Below are 15666 nucleotides of genomic sequence, written 5' to 3'. Positions count from 1 at the left end.
AATAAAGTCCTTGCTTTTTTCCACTAAGAAGGATAAAGTTATCAGGATGATGGAATTGAATTTTATTCAATGAAATGGTACGATTACCGTAAATTGTTTATTACGCTTTCATGGGCAGCCCCTGCCCATGAGGCCAGGCATAAAATGTAGTTGCACGTCAGTTGCCTGCAAAAGGCCGATTGTTTCAGCGAAAAAGGCTGCCGCTAGTGGGAGTTTCACTTTGTTATTCATCTTTCATATCAATCCGCCAAAGGGGTCGGCATACAAACGGGAGGCCTCCTTTCATTTCCACCATTAAGAGGGTTAGCGATTGTGTACTTCTAGACTATAATGGAAAGTTCAAGCTCATTGTTTTTCGATATCTTTACTCGTATCCGTGTGTAGGAAACTGAGTTAGCGGATAAAAGTGACGCTAAATATCGCTCTTCAGTGGGAAGAGTATTTTTTTGTTTAAGGTGTTTTATTCATGTTTTTTTGAAAAACTAATATTAAGACCGTTTCATGTGATTGAAACTTCCATATTTTTTCTTGATTGACTGTTCTCATCCATATCATTTTCATCAAAAGGAAAAATATAAATAAAAGGAATTTATCGTGAAACAATGAAGGCCTTTTTGAAAAGTAAGACGAAAAAAACTGCATATTGTGTAACAAACATTTATTTAGGTTTAAGAAGGAGAAGAGAGAATTGACAAAATTTGTAGAATTAGGTTTGAGTCCAGCTCTATTGAAATCGATTGACCAACTGGGTTTCGAGGAGGCGACTCCGATCCAAGCGGCCACGATTCCAAAAAGCTTAGACGGAAAGGATTTGATCGGACAAGCTCAAACGGGTACAGGGAAAACCGCCGCTTTCGGTATTCCGTTAATGGAAAAAATCGATACGAAAAATCATCATATTCAAGGAATGATCATAGCCCCTACACGGGAATTGGCCATCCAAGTATCAGAGGAATTATATAAGATCGGCTATCATAAACGGGTGCGCATTCTTGCAGTGTACGGCGGCCAAGATATTCAAAGACAAATCCGCGCTTTGAAAAAACAGCCGCATGTGATTGTGGGGACTCCGGGAAGAATTCTTGATCACATCAATAGACAGACATTAAAATTAGACCATCTTCATACGCTCGTTCTTGACGAAGCGGATGAAATGCTCAATATGGGTTTTATTCAAGATATTGAAACCATTCTTTCCCATATGCCGAAAGAGCGGCAAACCCTTCTTTTTTCTGCAACAATGCCGGAACCGATCCGTGCTATTGCCGAAAAATTTATGAAAAATCCGGAATTAGTTCAAGTGAAAGCAAAAGAAATGACGGTTCCGCAAATTGAACAATATTTTATCAAGATTCAAGAAAGAGAAAAATTTGACGTTCTTTCCCGGCTTCTGGACGTACAATCTCCTGAGCTTGCGATTGTATTCGGCAGAACGAAGCGTAGAGTGGATGAATTGACAAGGGCGCTTACTTTGCGCGGGTATTCTGCTGAAGGGATTCACGGGGACCTAAGCCAAATGAAGCGTTTGAACGTCCTGAAAAAGTTTAAAGAAGGAAAAGTCGATGTTCTTGTGGCGACCGACGTCGCGGCACGGGGATTGGATATTTCCGGGGTTACTCATGTTTATAACTATGATATTCCGCAAGATCCGGAAAGCTATGTTCACCGTATTGGCAGGACCGGACGAGCCGGAAAAGAAGGAATTGCCATTACGTTCGTATCCCCTAGGGAAATGGGCTATTTAAGAGAAGTAGAACGAACGACGAAAAAACGGATGACGCCGATGCAGCCGCCGACATGGACGGAAGCGCTCATCGGACAACAAAAAGCAGCCGTGAATGAAATTGAGACATGCTTAAATAATGAAAATTTAGAGGACTATCAAGAATTAGCGAACGAGTTGCTGGCACAGTTCCCGCCAAGTCAAGTGGTGGCCGCTGCCCTTAAACTCCTTACAAAAGAACCGAACCGCACTCCTGTCCATATTACGGAGGAAGGGCCGCTGCCAATGAAAAAAGAGAGCAGACGTTCTTTTAATAAAACACAAGGAAATCAACGCAAAAATCAAAGATCGCGCGTGAGCCGAAGAAAATCCGTTCCAAAAGCATAGGAATTCCTATGCTTTTTTGTTTGCAAATATCTGGAGCGAGAAATGCGAAAACGGCTGGTTGCTTTCCGCCATTTTCGTTCTTAATAGGATGATCATTCAACAAGGAGTTTCTTTCGATACAGGATGCCCATGAAGAATCCGCAAGCAAAACCTGCCAGGTGGGAAACGATATTCACTTCGGTTTGAATAAACGTCATCAATAGAGCGATGAGTACAACCGGAAAAATGATTTTTTGATGATGATCGGCTAGCAAAGGGGGCTTCACCAGCAAGAAAGCGGCAAAGGACCCGAATAACCCGAAAATGGCTCCGCTTGAACCGATATGAGTGTAGGTTAAAGGCATAAATAGATAGGTGGCGGCATTTGCGAAAATCCCGGATAATAAGTAGAGTAATAAAAACTTGATTTTTTTTAACATGATCTCTAAAGGAGCGAATAAAACCAGCGTGATCGTGTTGAAGAAAAAATGGGAGAATCCTCTATGAATGAAAATGGAGGAAATGAGTCGCCACCATTCTCCATTCGCAATCGCAATATTGGTTCCGGAAAAAGATTGGTAGAAAGCGACAGCAGGGAAAAAAGGAATCCATGTCGCCAAATAAAGTAGAGTCTGAATACCGGCTAATGTGGAAACGCAAGGATAATAACGGATAAAATCTGCCATTCGTTCACCGCGCTGAAACATGGACTTCACCTCTGGTTAAGGGAATGATGAAGTTGGGGCAACAACGAAATGCTTTTCGATCCTGCGTTCCAAAAGCATTTCGATGCAAGATTCCCACATGCTACCTCCATTTATATGCGGCCGGAAATCATTTAGAAGGGACGAACTGTGATGATTATTGGCATTGGTTTAGATATTGTGGAAATGGAAAGGATTGAAACGCTGATTCGTCGTCAACCGAAATTTCCATGTAGAATACTGACTGCAAATGAAATGAATATATTTCAATCTTTATCGCCAAAACGGCAAGCTGAATATTTGGCAGGGCGATTTGCGGCAAAAGAAGCTTTTTCCAAGGCCTACGGAACGGGAATCGGAAAAGAGTTGACGTTTCACGACATCGAAATTCAATATAATGAGAACGGAAAACCGATGATCGTCAAGCCTTTTAAAGAAGGAGTTCATTTAACTATTACGCATAGCCGGGAATTTGCTGCTGCTCAAGTGATCATCGAAAAAATGGGAAAAGATTTTTAAAGTACATATTCCCTATGGTTGTCTCATATATTGGATAACAGCAGGAGAGACAAGATTGAAAAGCCGAGATTGCAGGCAACAGCGCTGGACGAAAGAGGCATAAGTGCCTGTTCATCTTAGGTTATTGAACATCTTCTCTCTCCCTTTCATGTTTAAATGAGACAAAGGGGAAGTGAAAAGAATGAAAAAGAATGTGGCGCTCTTATTCATTGGCTTATTGACAATGATTGTTCTCGCTGCCTGCGGTTCTAAGACAAAAGAGGAGGTTGTTTCCGATCTAAATGAAAAAATCGGCAAATTAAAAGGGTATAAAGCAGAAGCGCAAATGACCTTAAAAGTGGGAGAAGAAAAACAAACCTATAATGTGGAAGTATGGAATAAAGAACATCAATATTACCGGGTAGAACTAAAGGCGGCCAAAAGAGACCAGAGCCAAATGATTTTGCGAAATGATACCGGTGTGTACGTATTAACTCCTGCCCTTAATAAAAGCTTTCGATTCCAAAGTGATTGGCCTAAGAACAGCAGTCAAGCATACTTATATGAGTCGTTAGTGAAAGACATTTTAGAAGATAAAGAGGCGAATTTTAAAGAAACGAAAAACCACTATGTATTTGAAACCAAAACCCGCTATCAAAACAAGCAAATCCTTCCTTACCAAGAAATCGTTTTTAACAAAAAAGACTTAACACCTGTCTCCGTAAAAGTAATGGACACCGACCACAATCCATTAGTCATCGTCAAATTCAAAAATATGGATCTACATGCCAATTTTGATTCGTCGTCCTTTGATATGAAAAAGAATATGACAGGAGCTCAGCTTGAAGTACCGGTTGCTGCAAACTCGGGTGATCAAGATTTTTCCGTTCAATATCCTCTTGCTGATTTAGAAGGAACAAAGCTGGTGGAAGAAAATGAGTTGTCATCTGATAATGGGAAACGGGTTGTTCTTACCTATGGCGGGAAAAAATCGTTTACGATTGTTCAAGAAAAAGCTCACGCTGTTGAGGCTTCCGAACCAATTGATTTGGATGGTGAAGTGGCGGATCTTGGCTTTGCCATCGGGTCCATAACGGATCACTCGCTCTCTTGGACGTATCAAGGGGTTGACTATACGTTGGCATCGAAGAACCTCACGAAGCAAGAAATGATCAGAATTGCGAGTTCCATGCAAGGAAATCCCGAAAAATAAGAGGGAATACTTTTTAATTGGTAATTTTACCCTATTTAAACAACGGAAACTCATATGATACAGAAAAGGCTGGCTCAAAAGTCATTTTACTTTTAGGCCAGTTCTTTTTTTGCATTTAAAAATTCGACAATATTTGTCATAATGAAGGGGAGTTTAGTGGAAAGAAGGGTCATGAGTGGATACATCTCAGTTTTACAGGGATACATGGGTTGAAATTAATTTGGATCACATTGCTTATAATGTAAAAGAGGCTTTGCAACTTTTGCCGTCTACAACGGATTTATTTGCCGTGGTAAAAGCCAATGCATACGGTCACGGTGATGTTCAAGTTGCCAACACCGCTATAAAGGCGGGAGCCAAAGGTTTGGCTGTGGCCTTTTTAGATGAAGCTTTGAAATTAAGGAATGCCGGAATCGAAGTGCCGATTTTAGTATTAGGAGCTTCCAGGCCGGAAGACGCCAAGTTGGCAGCAGATCATCGTATTTCGTTGACGGTGTTTCAGGAAGAATGGTTGGAAAGAGCGGAACCATTTTTGAATGGCTCCTCGTTAAATGTGCATATGAAAGTAGATACAGGAATGGGCCGAATTGGTGTAAGGACCGAAAAAGAGTTGAAAGCATTGGAAAAACGAATTATGCGTTCCTCTGCCTTTCGATTAGAAGGGATTTTCACTCATTTTGCGACAGCCGACGAAGTAGATACAGATTATTTCCGGAAACAATTTGAAAAATTTCAAGTGATGGTGCAACTTCTGGAACAAAAACCAAAATATATTCATTGCGCGAATAGTGCAGCTACTTTAAGGTTTAAAGAAACATCTCATGCTTTTAATCTCGTTCGCTATGGAATTTCGATGTATGGGCTGTCGCCTTCTGCCGACATCCAATCCCTTCTTCCTTTTGAATTAAAACCGGCATTATCTCTGCATACAAAAATTGTTCATGTGAAAAAGGTGAAGAAGGGAGAAAGAATCAGCTACGGGGGTGTATATGGAGCAAAGGAAGATGAATGGATCGCTACTTTGCCAATCGGCTATGCAGACGGCTGGATTCGCAAGCTTCAAGGCCAAGAAGTGCTGGTTGGCGGAAAAAGAGCTCCTATCGTAGGACGAATTTGCATGGATCAATGCATGATCCGCTTAGATGAGGAAGTGCCCGTAGGAACGGAAGTCGTTTTGATCGGTAAACAAGGCCGGGATGAAATCACGATGGATGAAATTGCGGCAAAGCTTGAAACGATTCATTATGAAATTGGTTGTATGATTTCCCATCGCGTTCCCCGTGTCTATATAGAATCCGGAAAGATTGTGGACGTTTCCAACCCGCTTTTGTCTTCTCACCGGAAAATGTAAGCAGTGAATTTTTTTCTTTGTCAATATAAATGCATAATTTTCGTGTTTTTATGACGATAATAGGTGAAGAATTCATAATTTATCTTTTCGGGCGGCTCAATTGATGGTATCATGGATTTGGTAGTGTAAAGAGACGGTTATTGCAGTGAACGGTGGAGGTGTAGTTCGTGTCTGAATCCAGCACAACGACAGAAATCTTAATTCGATTGCCGCAGCAATTTTTAAACGAATTAGACGGATTTGCTGAGCAGGAAAATGTGAATCGCAATGAATTTATTTATCGCGCCACAAAAGCGTATCTTCGAGAACGCAAAAAGCGTCAAATAAGGGAAACGATGAGACGAGGCTATATGGAGATGGCAAAAATCAATCTTGCTATTGCCTCCGAGGCTATTCAAGCGGAATATGAGGCAGAGAATACGGTAGAACGATTAGTAAGTGGGGGCTAATCCTTTGATTGTTAAGCGTGGTGATGTGTATTTTGCAGACCTTTCCCCTGTTGTCGGCTCGGAGCAAGGCGGAGTGCGTCCAGTACTAGTCCTTCAAAACGACATAGGGAACCGGTTTAGTCCAACTGTAATTGTTGCTGCTATCACAGCGCAAATCCAAAAAGCCAAACTGCCTACACACGTAGAAATTGACGCAAAGCGATATGGTTTTGAGCGGGATTCCGTTATCTTGCTGGAACAAATACGCACAATTGACAAACAACGCTTAACGGATAAAATTTCCCATTTAGATGAAGAAATGATGGAAAAAGTGGACGAAGCCTTGCAAATCAGTTTAGGTCTAATAGACTTTTAAATGAACGCTCCTTGGTTGTCTAAAGGGGCGTTATTATTTACTCACATTTAAAAACGTTTGCGGTTGCGTGTAAATGCAAATAAAGCCGTTTATTTTTCGGAAAGTCTATTTTAATAAATGGGCTCTTATCTTTAGAGAAAAAAGATTTTCTCTTTGGACTGCCTATCTGCTTCAAAAATCTTCACCTTAACCTTCGTGTAGGTGTGTGATTGCCGTCAAGCAAAGCATCTCTGCGGATTTGCAAGGATAGTATTCAACATAAACCCGCCTTTTACTTCCGTTTGTTTTGATCTATTTACCCGATGCACGCATTTCAGTCAGCCTTGTTTGAAAAAGGAAAACCGTTATTCTGAAAATTAGAAATATGACTGAGAATAGTTTATGATTGACTAAAGTGGTTTACATGACAGAAATCAGCAAACTTTCAATAGTACTAAAATGACTCGTTTTATGTTTATAAGCGGATGTAATTATCCGAAAATATAGAAAATTTTAGATAAAATGAAGTGGGGGATTCTCTATTTGTGTTGGAATTTTAGGGTGGGAGAGAAATGGTTTTTCGTTTTTAAACACTTCAAGGAGGAATGATATGAACGTCTTTTATAAGAATTTCATATTATCCATCGTATTATATTTTGTTTTAGTTATTTTTGATTATGTTGAAAATCATACATTCAATTGGACTGAAAACATGATACAATCTTTGTTTTTCGTTGTATTTTTTAGATTGTTTGTGTGGTTATTAGACGGGAAAAAGAATAAAAAAATAAAACCTGACCTCTTAAAAATTAAGGGATCAAGGTTTTTATTTTTACCCCCGTATGCTGTGTGCCTCATCATTACATTTCATCAAATAGTACGCAAGTTGGGCCGCAATAGATACAGCCTTTTAAACACCCAGTTTTGCAGCTGCCTAACACAGGTTATAGGACTAACTGATAGAAATTCTCCAATTCGGTTTTTGGTTTTTTATTGAGACAGGCGTCTACCTTGGCAACCAGTTATACCATTCATTGTACTTCGATCATTTTATATCTAAACCTATGAGATATAGCCGAATAAAGAACGGTATGGAAAAATAGCAGCGATTAAGAAAAGATTGCGTTTTCCATGAGTTAAGAAAATTACGATTCTTATGCGGAGGAAAAGGAGAATTAGGTAGTTGTGGATTGGTTCGACTTGAAATAATTGGATAGTACAGGCCTCGAAGTATTTGTTATTCTTTTTACAAATGGCAGATTCATAAGAAATTTTATTGAATGAGGCTTACAGAACGATTCAATAGATGATTTGACATCATCAGATTTTGTGGATATCTTGAACATTTAACAAGAAAGCAGAGGATGGAGTGTCATGGGGCAGCCTTTTGATTATATCGAGATGAAAATACCTGCCAAGCCGGAGTATATAGGAGTAATCCGTTTAACGCTATCTGGGATCGCAAGTCGAATGGGTTTTATGTATGAGGCTATTGAGGACTTGAAAATTGTTGTCAGCGAAGCGATTCTCAATGCAATACCGTATGCGTACCAAGAACAAGGAAAAGGAGAAATGGTCATTGGATTTTCTCTATATCATGATCGATTGGAATTAATGGTGGCCTATAGAGGTCAAAGTTTCCAATCATCTGATTTGAAAAAGGAGATGTGCCATCTTGAACAAAGGGAAGGAGAATTTTTTCGTGAAGGAGGATTAGGATTATATTTGATTGAAACGCTTATGGATGATGTGAAAATCCATCACCAAGAAGGGGTATCCGTCTTTATGACAAAACACCTTAAAAGAGAGCAGGTGGAAAGGGATGCGAAAACCATCTCAACCTAATGAATGTCCTTTTAAACAAAAGGTTATGAAATGGATCGAAGAGTTTCAGCGTCATAAATGCCAAGAATCGCAGGAAAAAATCGTGACGCATTATCATCATTTGGTTGAATCGATTGCACGAAAGTATTCCAAGGGAAAATCTTACCATGAGGACATCGTACAAGTTGGAATGATCGGGCTTTTAGGGGCCGTCCGCCGCTATGACCGATCTTTTGGCAAAAGCTTTGAAGCATTTGCAATACCGACGATTGTCGGTGAGATCAAAAGATATTTGCGCGATAAGACATGGAGTGTTCATGTTCCCCGCAGAATTAAAGAACTAGGTCCTAAAATACAGTCAACAGTCGAAAAATTGACGTGTGAAATGCAAAGATCACCTCAAGTAAAGGAAATCGCTGCTTACTTGGATATCACGGAAGAAGAGGTACTGGAAGCAATGGAAATGGTGAAAGGCTACCAGACGTTATCCGTTGATCATACGATTGAAGCCGATTCTGAAGGCGGCACCATGACATTGCTTGATATGGTGGGGAATGAGGAAAAAGGATATGAAAAAGTGGATCAGCGCCTCGACTTGGAAAAGGTCCTTCCTGTACTGAACGAGAGAGAATGGAAAATTATTCAGTATACGTATTTGGAAAATATGAGCCAGAAAGATGCAGGCGAAAAGCTGGGAATTTCCCAAATGCATGTGTCCCGTCTTCAACGTCGCGCCGTTCAAAAATTAAAAAAAGCCATTCGATCCGAAACGATGAATTCGGAAAAATGAAACCGATCCATAATTGGTGTGTCATTTGCTGCTTCCCAATCTCTTAAAAAATTGGGCATAGACAGTTTTTTTGAACATAGAGATTGGTGAAACCAAAAAAGCATAATTTTTCGTTTGAAACCAATGATAAGAAAGTATTTTTTGAGAGGAATTAGCAGTTTGGTTGATTTTTTCTAAAAAAGAATGACGATGGCGATCACGGGCGAGAAGGGTTCTCTCGTCATTTTTTTGGAAAAAATTGAATCAATGAGCTGCCAGAGTCCCAACCAACCCCCTACTTTCTTCCTCATTCCGTCTCACCTTATCTGCTAAAGAGGAAATTATGATAAAATGGGAGAACACATATATGATCAATCGAATGTCTATGAGAGCATGTATTAGCTCAACCTGAGGGTTGTTGAATCATCCGACTAGAGGGCAGCTTAATCACTCAACGGATAAGAAGAAGCTTTTGCTGCTCATCGATAGTGTATCGATTGAAAAGGACTTCCTCGATTCTCCATTTGGAAGACTTTTTTGCTTTTTCTAGAAGTTTAGGAAAAGGAGTGAACTCCGTTTTGAACGGAACGAATATGATTGAACAATCGACTGACAGAGAAATGAATTTACTAAAAAAGATAGCTGAAGAACAATCACTAAAATGGAAACAAGTACAAACGGTTATTTCCATGTTGGAAGAGGGCAATACAGTCCCGTTTATCGCTCGTTACCGAAAAGAAGCAACCGGAGCGCTCGACGAAGTTCAAATTCGTTCGATTATGGAAAGATGGGACTACCTTCAGAACTTGGAGAAACGAAAAGAAGAAGTTTTGCGCAGCATTGAAGGACAAGGCAAGCTGACGGAAGAATTGCAGCAAAAGATTTTAGCTGCTGATAAACTGCAAGAGGTAGAAGACTATTACCGCCCGTATAAACAAAAAAGACGGACAAAAGCGACCATTGCCAAGGAAAAAGGACTGGAACCTTTCGCTCTTTGGCTACTAAGTTTCCCGGTGACGGGGTCTGTTGAAGAAGAAGCAACGAACTATTTATCAGACGAAAAAGAACTTTTCTCGATAGAAGAAGTCATCCAAGGCGCCAAAGACATTATCGCGGAAATGATCTCGGATGATGCTTCTATAAGAGACTGGATTCGAAAAGAAACATTTCGAAATGGAACGTTAAAGTGTACGGTGAAAGATGCGGAAAAAGATGAAAAAAAGGTTTATGAAATGTACTACGAATATGAAGAACCGGTCATTAAAGCAGCTTCCCACCGTGTATTGGCCGTGAACCGCGGAGAAAAAGAAGAGATTTTGCGGGTGTCGATTCAAACAGATGCGGAAAACATTTTACGCTTTTTGCAGAAAAAGGTCATTCAAAATAAGGAAAGTATATCTGCCCGTTTTGTTCAAGAAGCGCTGGAAGACAGCTACAAACGGCTCATACAACCTTCTATCGAGAGGGAAATTCGCAATCAGTTGACGGAAAAAGCGGAAGACAGGGCGATCCATATTTTTTCAGAAAATCTGAAAAGGTTGTTAATGCAACCACCTTTAAAAGGAAAAACCGTTCTTGGAGTGGATCCGGCTTATCGTACGGGATGCAAACTGGCCGTAGTCGATGAAACGGGAAAAGTGCTTCATATCGGAGTGATTTATCCTCATCCTCCGAAAGCAAAGAAAGAAGAAGCGAAACGCCTTTTTATTGATCTCTTGGAACGTTTTCCAATTGAAGTAGTAGCCATTGGCAATGGAACGGCTTCTCGGGAAACAGAACAATTTGTGGCGGACATTTTAAAAAATATGAAAAAAGATATTTTTTACCTCATTGTAAACGAGGCCGGCGCGAGTGTTTACTCTGCTTCTGATTTGGCACGCGAGGAGTTTCCCGATCTTCAAGTGGAGGAAAGAAGCGCCGTATCGATAGCCAGAAGGCTTCAAGATCCTTTGGCGGAACTAGTCAAAATCGACCCGAAATCCATTGGTGTAGGACAATATCAGCACGATGTTTCACAGAAAAAATTGCAGGAATCCCTTAATTTTGTGGTGGAGACGGTTGTGAATTCAGTGGGGGTAAATGTCAACACGGCTTCAGCCTCTTTGCTTCAATATGTTTCTGGACTTTCTAAATCCGTTGCCAACAATATTGTGAAGTATAGAAATGAAAATGGCCGGTTTACTAATCGGATGCAGCTAAAAGACATTCCGAGGTTAGGAGCAAAAACGTTTGAACAGTCTATTGGCTTTTTAAGAATTTTAGATGGGGAAGAGCCATTGGACCGGACTCCTATTCATCCGGAAAGCTATCCGCAAGTCCGCCAATTGCTTGAGAAACTAGGATTTACGACAGCTGATCTTGGCACGTCTGAATTGCGGGAAGCGTTGGAACGGCTTTCCATTAAAGATGCAGCTGAATCGTTAGGCATCGGTGAACTGACTCTGAAAGACATTGTCGATGCTCTTATTCAACCGGAAAGAGATCCTCGTGATGAACTGCCTAAACCGCTTTTAAAGAAAGATATTTTGAAAATGGAAGACCTCAAACCGGGCATGGAGCTCGAGGGAACAGTTCGCAATGTAGTAGACTTTGGAGCTTTTGTGGACATCGGAGTGAAGGAAGATGGACTTGTTCATATTTCCAAAATGAAAAAAGAGTTTGTGAAACATCCTCTCGATGTAGTGTCAGTGGGCGACTTGGTTACTGTCTGGGTCGATCAGGTTGACTTAAATAAAGGAAGAGTTTCATTAACGATGATTGCTCCTAATGAGTAGACATGCACCAGAGTGCATTATCGCAGTGTGGGATGTCATCAGTCTATACTGACTTGAGCGGTTTTACGTTTTGCTTCAATTCTCTTTCCGTGTAAAAAAACCAGCATTGGTTCAATAACTTGATTTGGCTTCGGTCTTTTTGCAAAAACGCCATTCGCATTTGATTTTTTAGCCAATTAGGCATATCAAACCCTCCCAGTGTTGATAATCAACCGTCTAAACGGGCCGCAGGACTCTAGCTTTGAAGGCAGGTGCTGCGGCTTTCTTGATGCCATAAGCACAGGATTCTTTTGCGGTCGAAGGATGAGCACGTTTTTTTACCGAGTGGCACGAAATACAGTTTGTATGATGCGATCAAACGAAGGCGCCGGATGTTGTGACAGAATATGCCAAGCTTAAAATCAAAAGAAAAATCCGAATACTAATAAGTATGCTGAATAGGTTTGTCAAGTTTCCAGAGGGGTGTTGAGGTTGGATAACAAAGAATTGCAGTCTCTAGTAGAGACTATTTCGCAACAATGGTTTGGTAAAGCATTTACTCATAAAGCGCTTTTTAACCCGAGGCTTAGAACTACCGGCGGAAGGTATTTGTTGAATTCTCACAATATAGAGGTGAATAAGAAGCATTATGAAGAGTATGGCTTAGAAGAATTAATAGGAATTATAAAGCACGAGCTTTGCCATTATCATTTACATCTAGAGGGGAAGGGCTACCGTCATCGTGACAGGGATTTTAAAGAATTAATGCATCGCGTGAAAGCGCCTCGTTTTTGTTCCACCTTGACCACTGTTCAGAAAAAGCGCTCGACAAAACAATATATTTATCAATGTCAATCGTGCAAACAAATTTTCAAGCGTATGAGAAGGGTGGATACTAAGAAATTTGTTTGCGGAAAATGTAAAGGGCGACTCTCTTTAATGGAAAGTCATTTTGTAAGGCATTAAACAGAAGACGACTTTCCATTGACTGTTCAAAAGTTTTTTATATCATTTTTGTTATTTTGAAATAACCTGAGGCGGGAATGGAGACAGTAAGTGACAGGGTGTAATGGAACCAACATAAAATTTGTTGCAAAGTGATGGTGGGATCGTAAATAGAATGCCCATTTGAAGAACATGGTAATAAAAAAATTTTTCATTTTATGCTTGACTTGTTAAATATAGGTCATTATAATATGAAGAGTCGACAAGCTAATAAGTTATTTCAATTGTTCCGCAGTAGCTCAGTGGTAGAGCAATCGGCTGTTAACCGATCGGTCGTAGGTTCGAATCCTACCTGCGGAGCCACTTTATGAAGGAGAAGTACTCAAGTGGCTGAAGAGGACGGTTTGCTAAACCGTTAGGTCGCAGATATGTGGCGCGCGGGTTCGAATCCCGCCTTCTCCGCCACCGTGGCCCGTTGGTCAAGTGGTTAAGACACCGCCCTTTCACGGCGGTAACACGGGTTCGAATCCCGTACGGGTCACTTCCATCTATAATCGGCAACAGTTGGACTGGCTGTTGCTATCTATGGTCCCGTAGTGTAGCGGTTATCACGCCTGCCTGTCACGCAGGAGATCGCGGGTTCGAATCCCGTCGGGACCGCCATTGTTTGTTGGGCTATAGCCAAGCGGTAAGGCAACGGACTTTGACTCCGTGATGCGCTGGTTCGAATCCAGCTAGCCCAGCCAACTTATAAATGAGCCATTAGCTCAGTCGGTAGAGCATCTGACTTTTAATCAGAGGGTCGTAGGTTCGAATCCTCCATGGCTCACATTTTGCGGGTGTGGCGGAATTGGCAGACGCACCAGACTTAGGATCTGGCGCCTTCGGGCGTGGGGGTTCGACTCCCTTCACCCGCACCAAAAAAATTATTGACTTATTCTAAAAAAATAGTATAATAAGAAACGTTCTTTAAAATGCGGTCGTGGCGGAATGGCAGACGCGCTAGGTTGAGGGCCTAGTGGGGGCGACCCCGTGGAGGTTCGAGTCCTCTCGACCGCATCGGCAAATGCGCCCATAGCTCAATTGGATAGAGCGTCTGACTACGGATCAGAAGGTTAGGGGTTCGACTCCTCTTGGGCGCGCCATGTACAATTAAAAATGTCGCATCGGGAAGTAGCTCAGCTTGGTAGAGCACATGGTTTGGGACCATGGGGTCGCAGGTTCGAATCCTGTCTTCCCGATTTGGAGATGCGGGTGTAGTTTAGTGGTAAAACCACAGCCTTCCAAGCTGTTGTCGTGGGTTCGATTCCCATCACCCGCTCCAATACAATAGATGGATCCTTGAAAACTGAACAAAACGAAGCGTAAACCAATGTTTCAATTGAAACAAGCCAAGTCAAATTTCTTTTTGGAGAGTTTGATCCTGGCTCAGGACGAACGCTGGCGGCGTGCCTAATACATGCAAGTCGAGCGGACTTTCAAGAAGCTTGCTTTTTGAAAGTTAGCGGCGGACGGGTGAGTAACACGTGGGCAACCTGCCTGCAAGACGGGGATAACTCCGGGAAACCGGGGCTAATACCGGATAATATCTTCCTTCGCATGAAGGAAGGTTGAAAGGCGGCGCAAGCTGCCGCTTGCAGATGGGCCCGCGGCGCATTAGCTAGTTGGTGAGGTAACGGCTCACCAAGGCGACGATGCGTAGCCGACCTGAGAGGGTGATCGGCCACACTGGGACTGAGACACGGCCCAGACTCCTACGGGAGGCAGCAGTAGGGAATCTTCCGCAATGGACGAAAGTCTGACGGAGCAACGCCGCGTGAGCGAAGAAGGTCTTCGGATCGTAAAGCTCTGTTGTCAGGGAAGAACAAGTACCGTTCGAACAGGGCGGTACCTTGACGGTACCTGACCAGAAAGCCACGGCTAACTACGTGCCAGCAGCCGCGGTAATACGTAGGTGGCAAGCGTTGTCCGGAATTATTGGGCGTAAAGCGCGCGCAGGCGGTCTCTTAAGTCTGATGTGAAAGCCCACGGCTCAACCGTGGAGGGTCATTGGAAACTGGGAGACTTGAGTGCAGAAGAGGAGAGCGGAATTCCACGTGTAGCGGTGAAATGCGTAGAGATGTGGAGGAACACCAGTGGCGAAGGCGGCTCTCTGGTCTGTAACTGACGCTGAGGCGCGAAAGCGTGGGGAGCGAACAGGATTAGATACCCTGGTAGTCCACGCCGTAAACGATGAGTGCTAAGTGTTAGAGGGCTTCCACCCTTTAGTGCTGCAGCTAACGCATTAAGCACTCCGCCTGGGGAGTACGGCCGCAAGGCTGAAACTCAAAGGAATTGACGGGGGCCCGCACAAGCGGTGGAGCATGTGGTTTAATTCGAAGCAACGCGAAGAACCTTACCAGGTCTTGACATCCTTCGCTACCTCTAGAGATAGAGGGTTCCCCTTCGGGGGACGGAGTGACAGGTGGTGCATGGTTGTCGTCAGCTCGTGTCGTGAGATGTTGGGTTAAGTCCCGCAACGAGCGCAACCCTTGACCTTAGTTGCCAGCATTCAGTTGGGCACTCTAAGGTGACTGCCGGTGACAAACCGGAGGAAGGTGGGGATGACGTCAAATCATCATGCCCCTTATGACCTGGGCTACACACGTGCTACAATGGATGGTACAAAGGGTCGCGAAACCGCGAGGTGGAGCCAATCCCAAAAAACCATTCTCAGTTCGGATTGCAGGCTGCAACT

12 protein-coding genes, 11 tRNA genes and 1 rRNA gene (1 of these 24 running past the window's edge) are annotated in these 15666 nt (G+C 42.4%); 22 read left to right on the top strand and 2 right to left on the bottom strand.

Annotated features, from left to right (window positions below; all coding sequences use genetic code 11):
* Window positions 1-688: 688 nt before the first annotated feature.
* Entirely contained in the window at window positions 689-2110 is a 1422-nt protein-coding gene (locus N1I86_RS07160) for a DEAD/DEAH box helicase (protein ID WP_004439389.1), read from the top strand.
* Between the two features lie 92 nt (window positions 2111-2202).
* On the opposite strand, the gene N1I86_RS07155 is transcribed toward N1I86_RS07160, so the two are convergent.
* A complete protein-coding gene (locus tag N1I86_RS07155; RefSeq protein WP_341095681.1) occupies window positions 2203-2796 on the bottom strand; it encodes a rhomboid family intramembrane serine protease in 594 nt (197 codons plus the stop codon).
* Between the two features lie 150 nt (window positions 2797-2946).
* On the opposite strand from N1I86_RS07155, the gene acpS reads away from it, so the two are divergent.
* From acpS to N1I86_RS07115, 8 genes are all read left to right on the top strand, one after another.
* Window positions 2947-3312 (top strand): holo-ACP synthase, encoded by a 366-nt coding sequence (gene acpS, locus N1I86_RS07150; protein WP_004439383.1) that lies wholly within the window; start codon window positions 2947-2949, stop codon window positions 3310-3312.
* 181 nt (window positions 3313-3493) lie between these two features.
* Window positions 3494-4504, top strand: a complete 1011-nt coding sequence (locus N1I86_RS07145) for a LolA family protein (protein WP_341095678.1) — start codon at window positions 3494-3496, stop codon at window positions 4502-4504.
* Between the two features lie 175 nt (window positions 4505-4679).
* The gene (alr, locus tag N1I86_RS07140; RefSeq protein WP_341095676.1) at window positions 4680-5855 is read left to right on the top strand and encodes an alanine racemase; all 1176 of its coding nucleotides are present in this window, start codon (window positions 4680-4682) and stop codon (window positions 5853-5855) included.
* 167 nt (window positions 5856-6022) lie between these two features.
* Window positions 6023-6304, top strand: a complete 282-nt coding sequence (locus N1I86_RS07135) for a CopG family ribbon-helix-helix protein (protein ID WP_004439375.1) — start codon at window positions 6023-6025, stop codon at window positions 6302-6304.
* Window positions 6305-6308: 4 nt separating this feature from the next.
* Window positions 6309-6659 carry a type II toxin-antitoxin system endoribonuclease NdoA gene (gene ndoA, locus N1I86_RS07130; RefSeq protein ID WP_004439372.1) on the top strand — a complete coding sequence of 117 codons (351 nt, stop codon included), beginning with the start codon at window positions 6309-6311 and terminating at the stop codon, window positions 6657-6659.
* A gap of 1353 nt (window positions 6660-8012) precedes the next feature.
* Complete coding sequence (rsbW, locus tag N1I86_RS07125; protein ID WP_341095673.1) at window positions 8013-8483, top strand: anti-sigma B factor RsbW; 471 nt, start codon at window positions 8013-8015, stop codon at window positions 8481-8483.
* Window positions 8461-9252, top strand: a complete 792-nt coding sequence (sigB, locus tag N1I86_RS07120) for an RNA polymerase sigma factor SigB (RefSeq protein ID WP_341095671.1) — start codon at window positions 8461-8463, stop codon at window positions 9250-9252. The genes rsbW and sigB overlap by 23 nt, the downstream gene beginning before the upstream one ends.
* 599 nt (window positions 9253-9851) lie before the next feature.
* Entirely contained in the window at window positions 9852-12005 is a 2154-nt protein-coding gene (locus N1I86_RS07115; RefSeq protein ID WP_445662275.1) for a Tex family protein, read from the top strand.
* Between the two features lie 43 nt (window positions 12006-12048).
* Here the strand turns inward: N1I86_RS07115 and cmpA are convergent, their stop codons facing one another.
* Window positions 12049-12189, bottom strand: coding sequence for a cortex morphogenetic protein CmpA (cmpA, locus tag N1I86_RS07110; RefSeq protein ID WP_147542788.1), 141 nt, complete (start codon window positions 12187-12189; stop codon window positions 12049-12051).
* 287 nt (window positions 12190-12476) lie between these two features.
* Between cmpA and N1I86_RS07105 the strand changes: the two genes are divergently transcribed.
* The 13 genes from N1I86_RS07105 to N1I86_RS07045 form a co-directional block, all read left to right on the top strand.
* On the top strand, window positions 12477-12950 hold the full coding sequence (locus N1I86_RS07105; protein ID WP_004439361.1) for a SprT family protein: 474 nt from the start codon (window positions 12477-12479) through the stop codon (window positions 12948-12950).
* A 267-nt stretch (window positions 12951-13217) separates the two neighbouring features.
* Window positions 13218-13292 (top strand) — tRNA-Asn (locus tag N1I86_RS07100).
* Between the two features lie 9 nt (window positions 13293-13301).
* A tRNA-Ser gene (locus N1I86_RS07095) sits at window positions 13302-13394 on the top strand.
* A 4-nt stretch (window positions 13395-13398) separates the two neighbouring features.
* Window positions 13399-13470 (top strand) — tRNA-Glu (locus N1I86_RS07090).
* Window positions 13471-13516: 46 nt separating this feature from the next.
* Window positions 13517-13592, top strand: a tRNA-Asp gene (locus N1I86_RS07085).
* Window positions 13593-13600: 8 nt separating this feature from the next.
* Window positions 13601-13675: transfer RNA gene (locus tag N1I86_RS07080), tRNA-Gln, on the top strand.
* A gap of 10 nt (window positions 13676-13685) precedes the next feature.
* A tRNA-Lys gene (locus N1I86_RS07075) sits at window positions 13686-13758 on the top strand.
* A 6-nt stretch (window positions 13759-13764) separates the two neighbouring features.
* Window positions 13765-13849 (top strand) — tRNA-Leu (locus tag N1I86_RS07070).
* A gap of 56 nt (window positions 13850-13905) precedes the next feature.
* A tRNA-Leu gene (locus tag N1I86_RS07065) sits at window positions 13906-13988 on the top strand.
* Window positions 13989-13997: 9 nt separating this feature from the next.
* Window positions 13998-14074 (top strand) — tRNA-Arg (locus tag N1I86_RS07060).
* Window positions 14075-14096: 22 nt separating this feature from the next.
* Window positions 14097-14170: transfer RNA gene (locus N1I86_RS07055), tRNA-Pro, on the top strand.
* Window positions 14171-14179: 9 nt separating this feature from the next.
* A tRNA-Gly gene (locus N1I86_RS07050) sits at window positions 14180-14253 on the top strand.
* 81 nt (window positions 14254-14334) lie between these two features.
* Window positions 14335-15666, top strand: a 16S ribosomal RNA gene (locus N1I86_RS07045); it runs 223 nt beyond the window's last position.

It is taken from the genome of Bacillus sp. FSL W8-0116 (genome assembly GCF_038003825.1).
Classification (GTDB): domain Bacteria; phylum Bacillota; class Bacilli; order Bacillales; family DSM-4216; genus Bacillus_O; species Bacillus_O smithii.
Note: the sequence above shows the minus strand (reverse complement) of the source record. Positions and strands in the feature narration are given on the sequence as shown.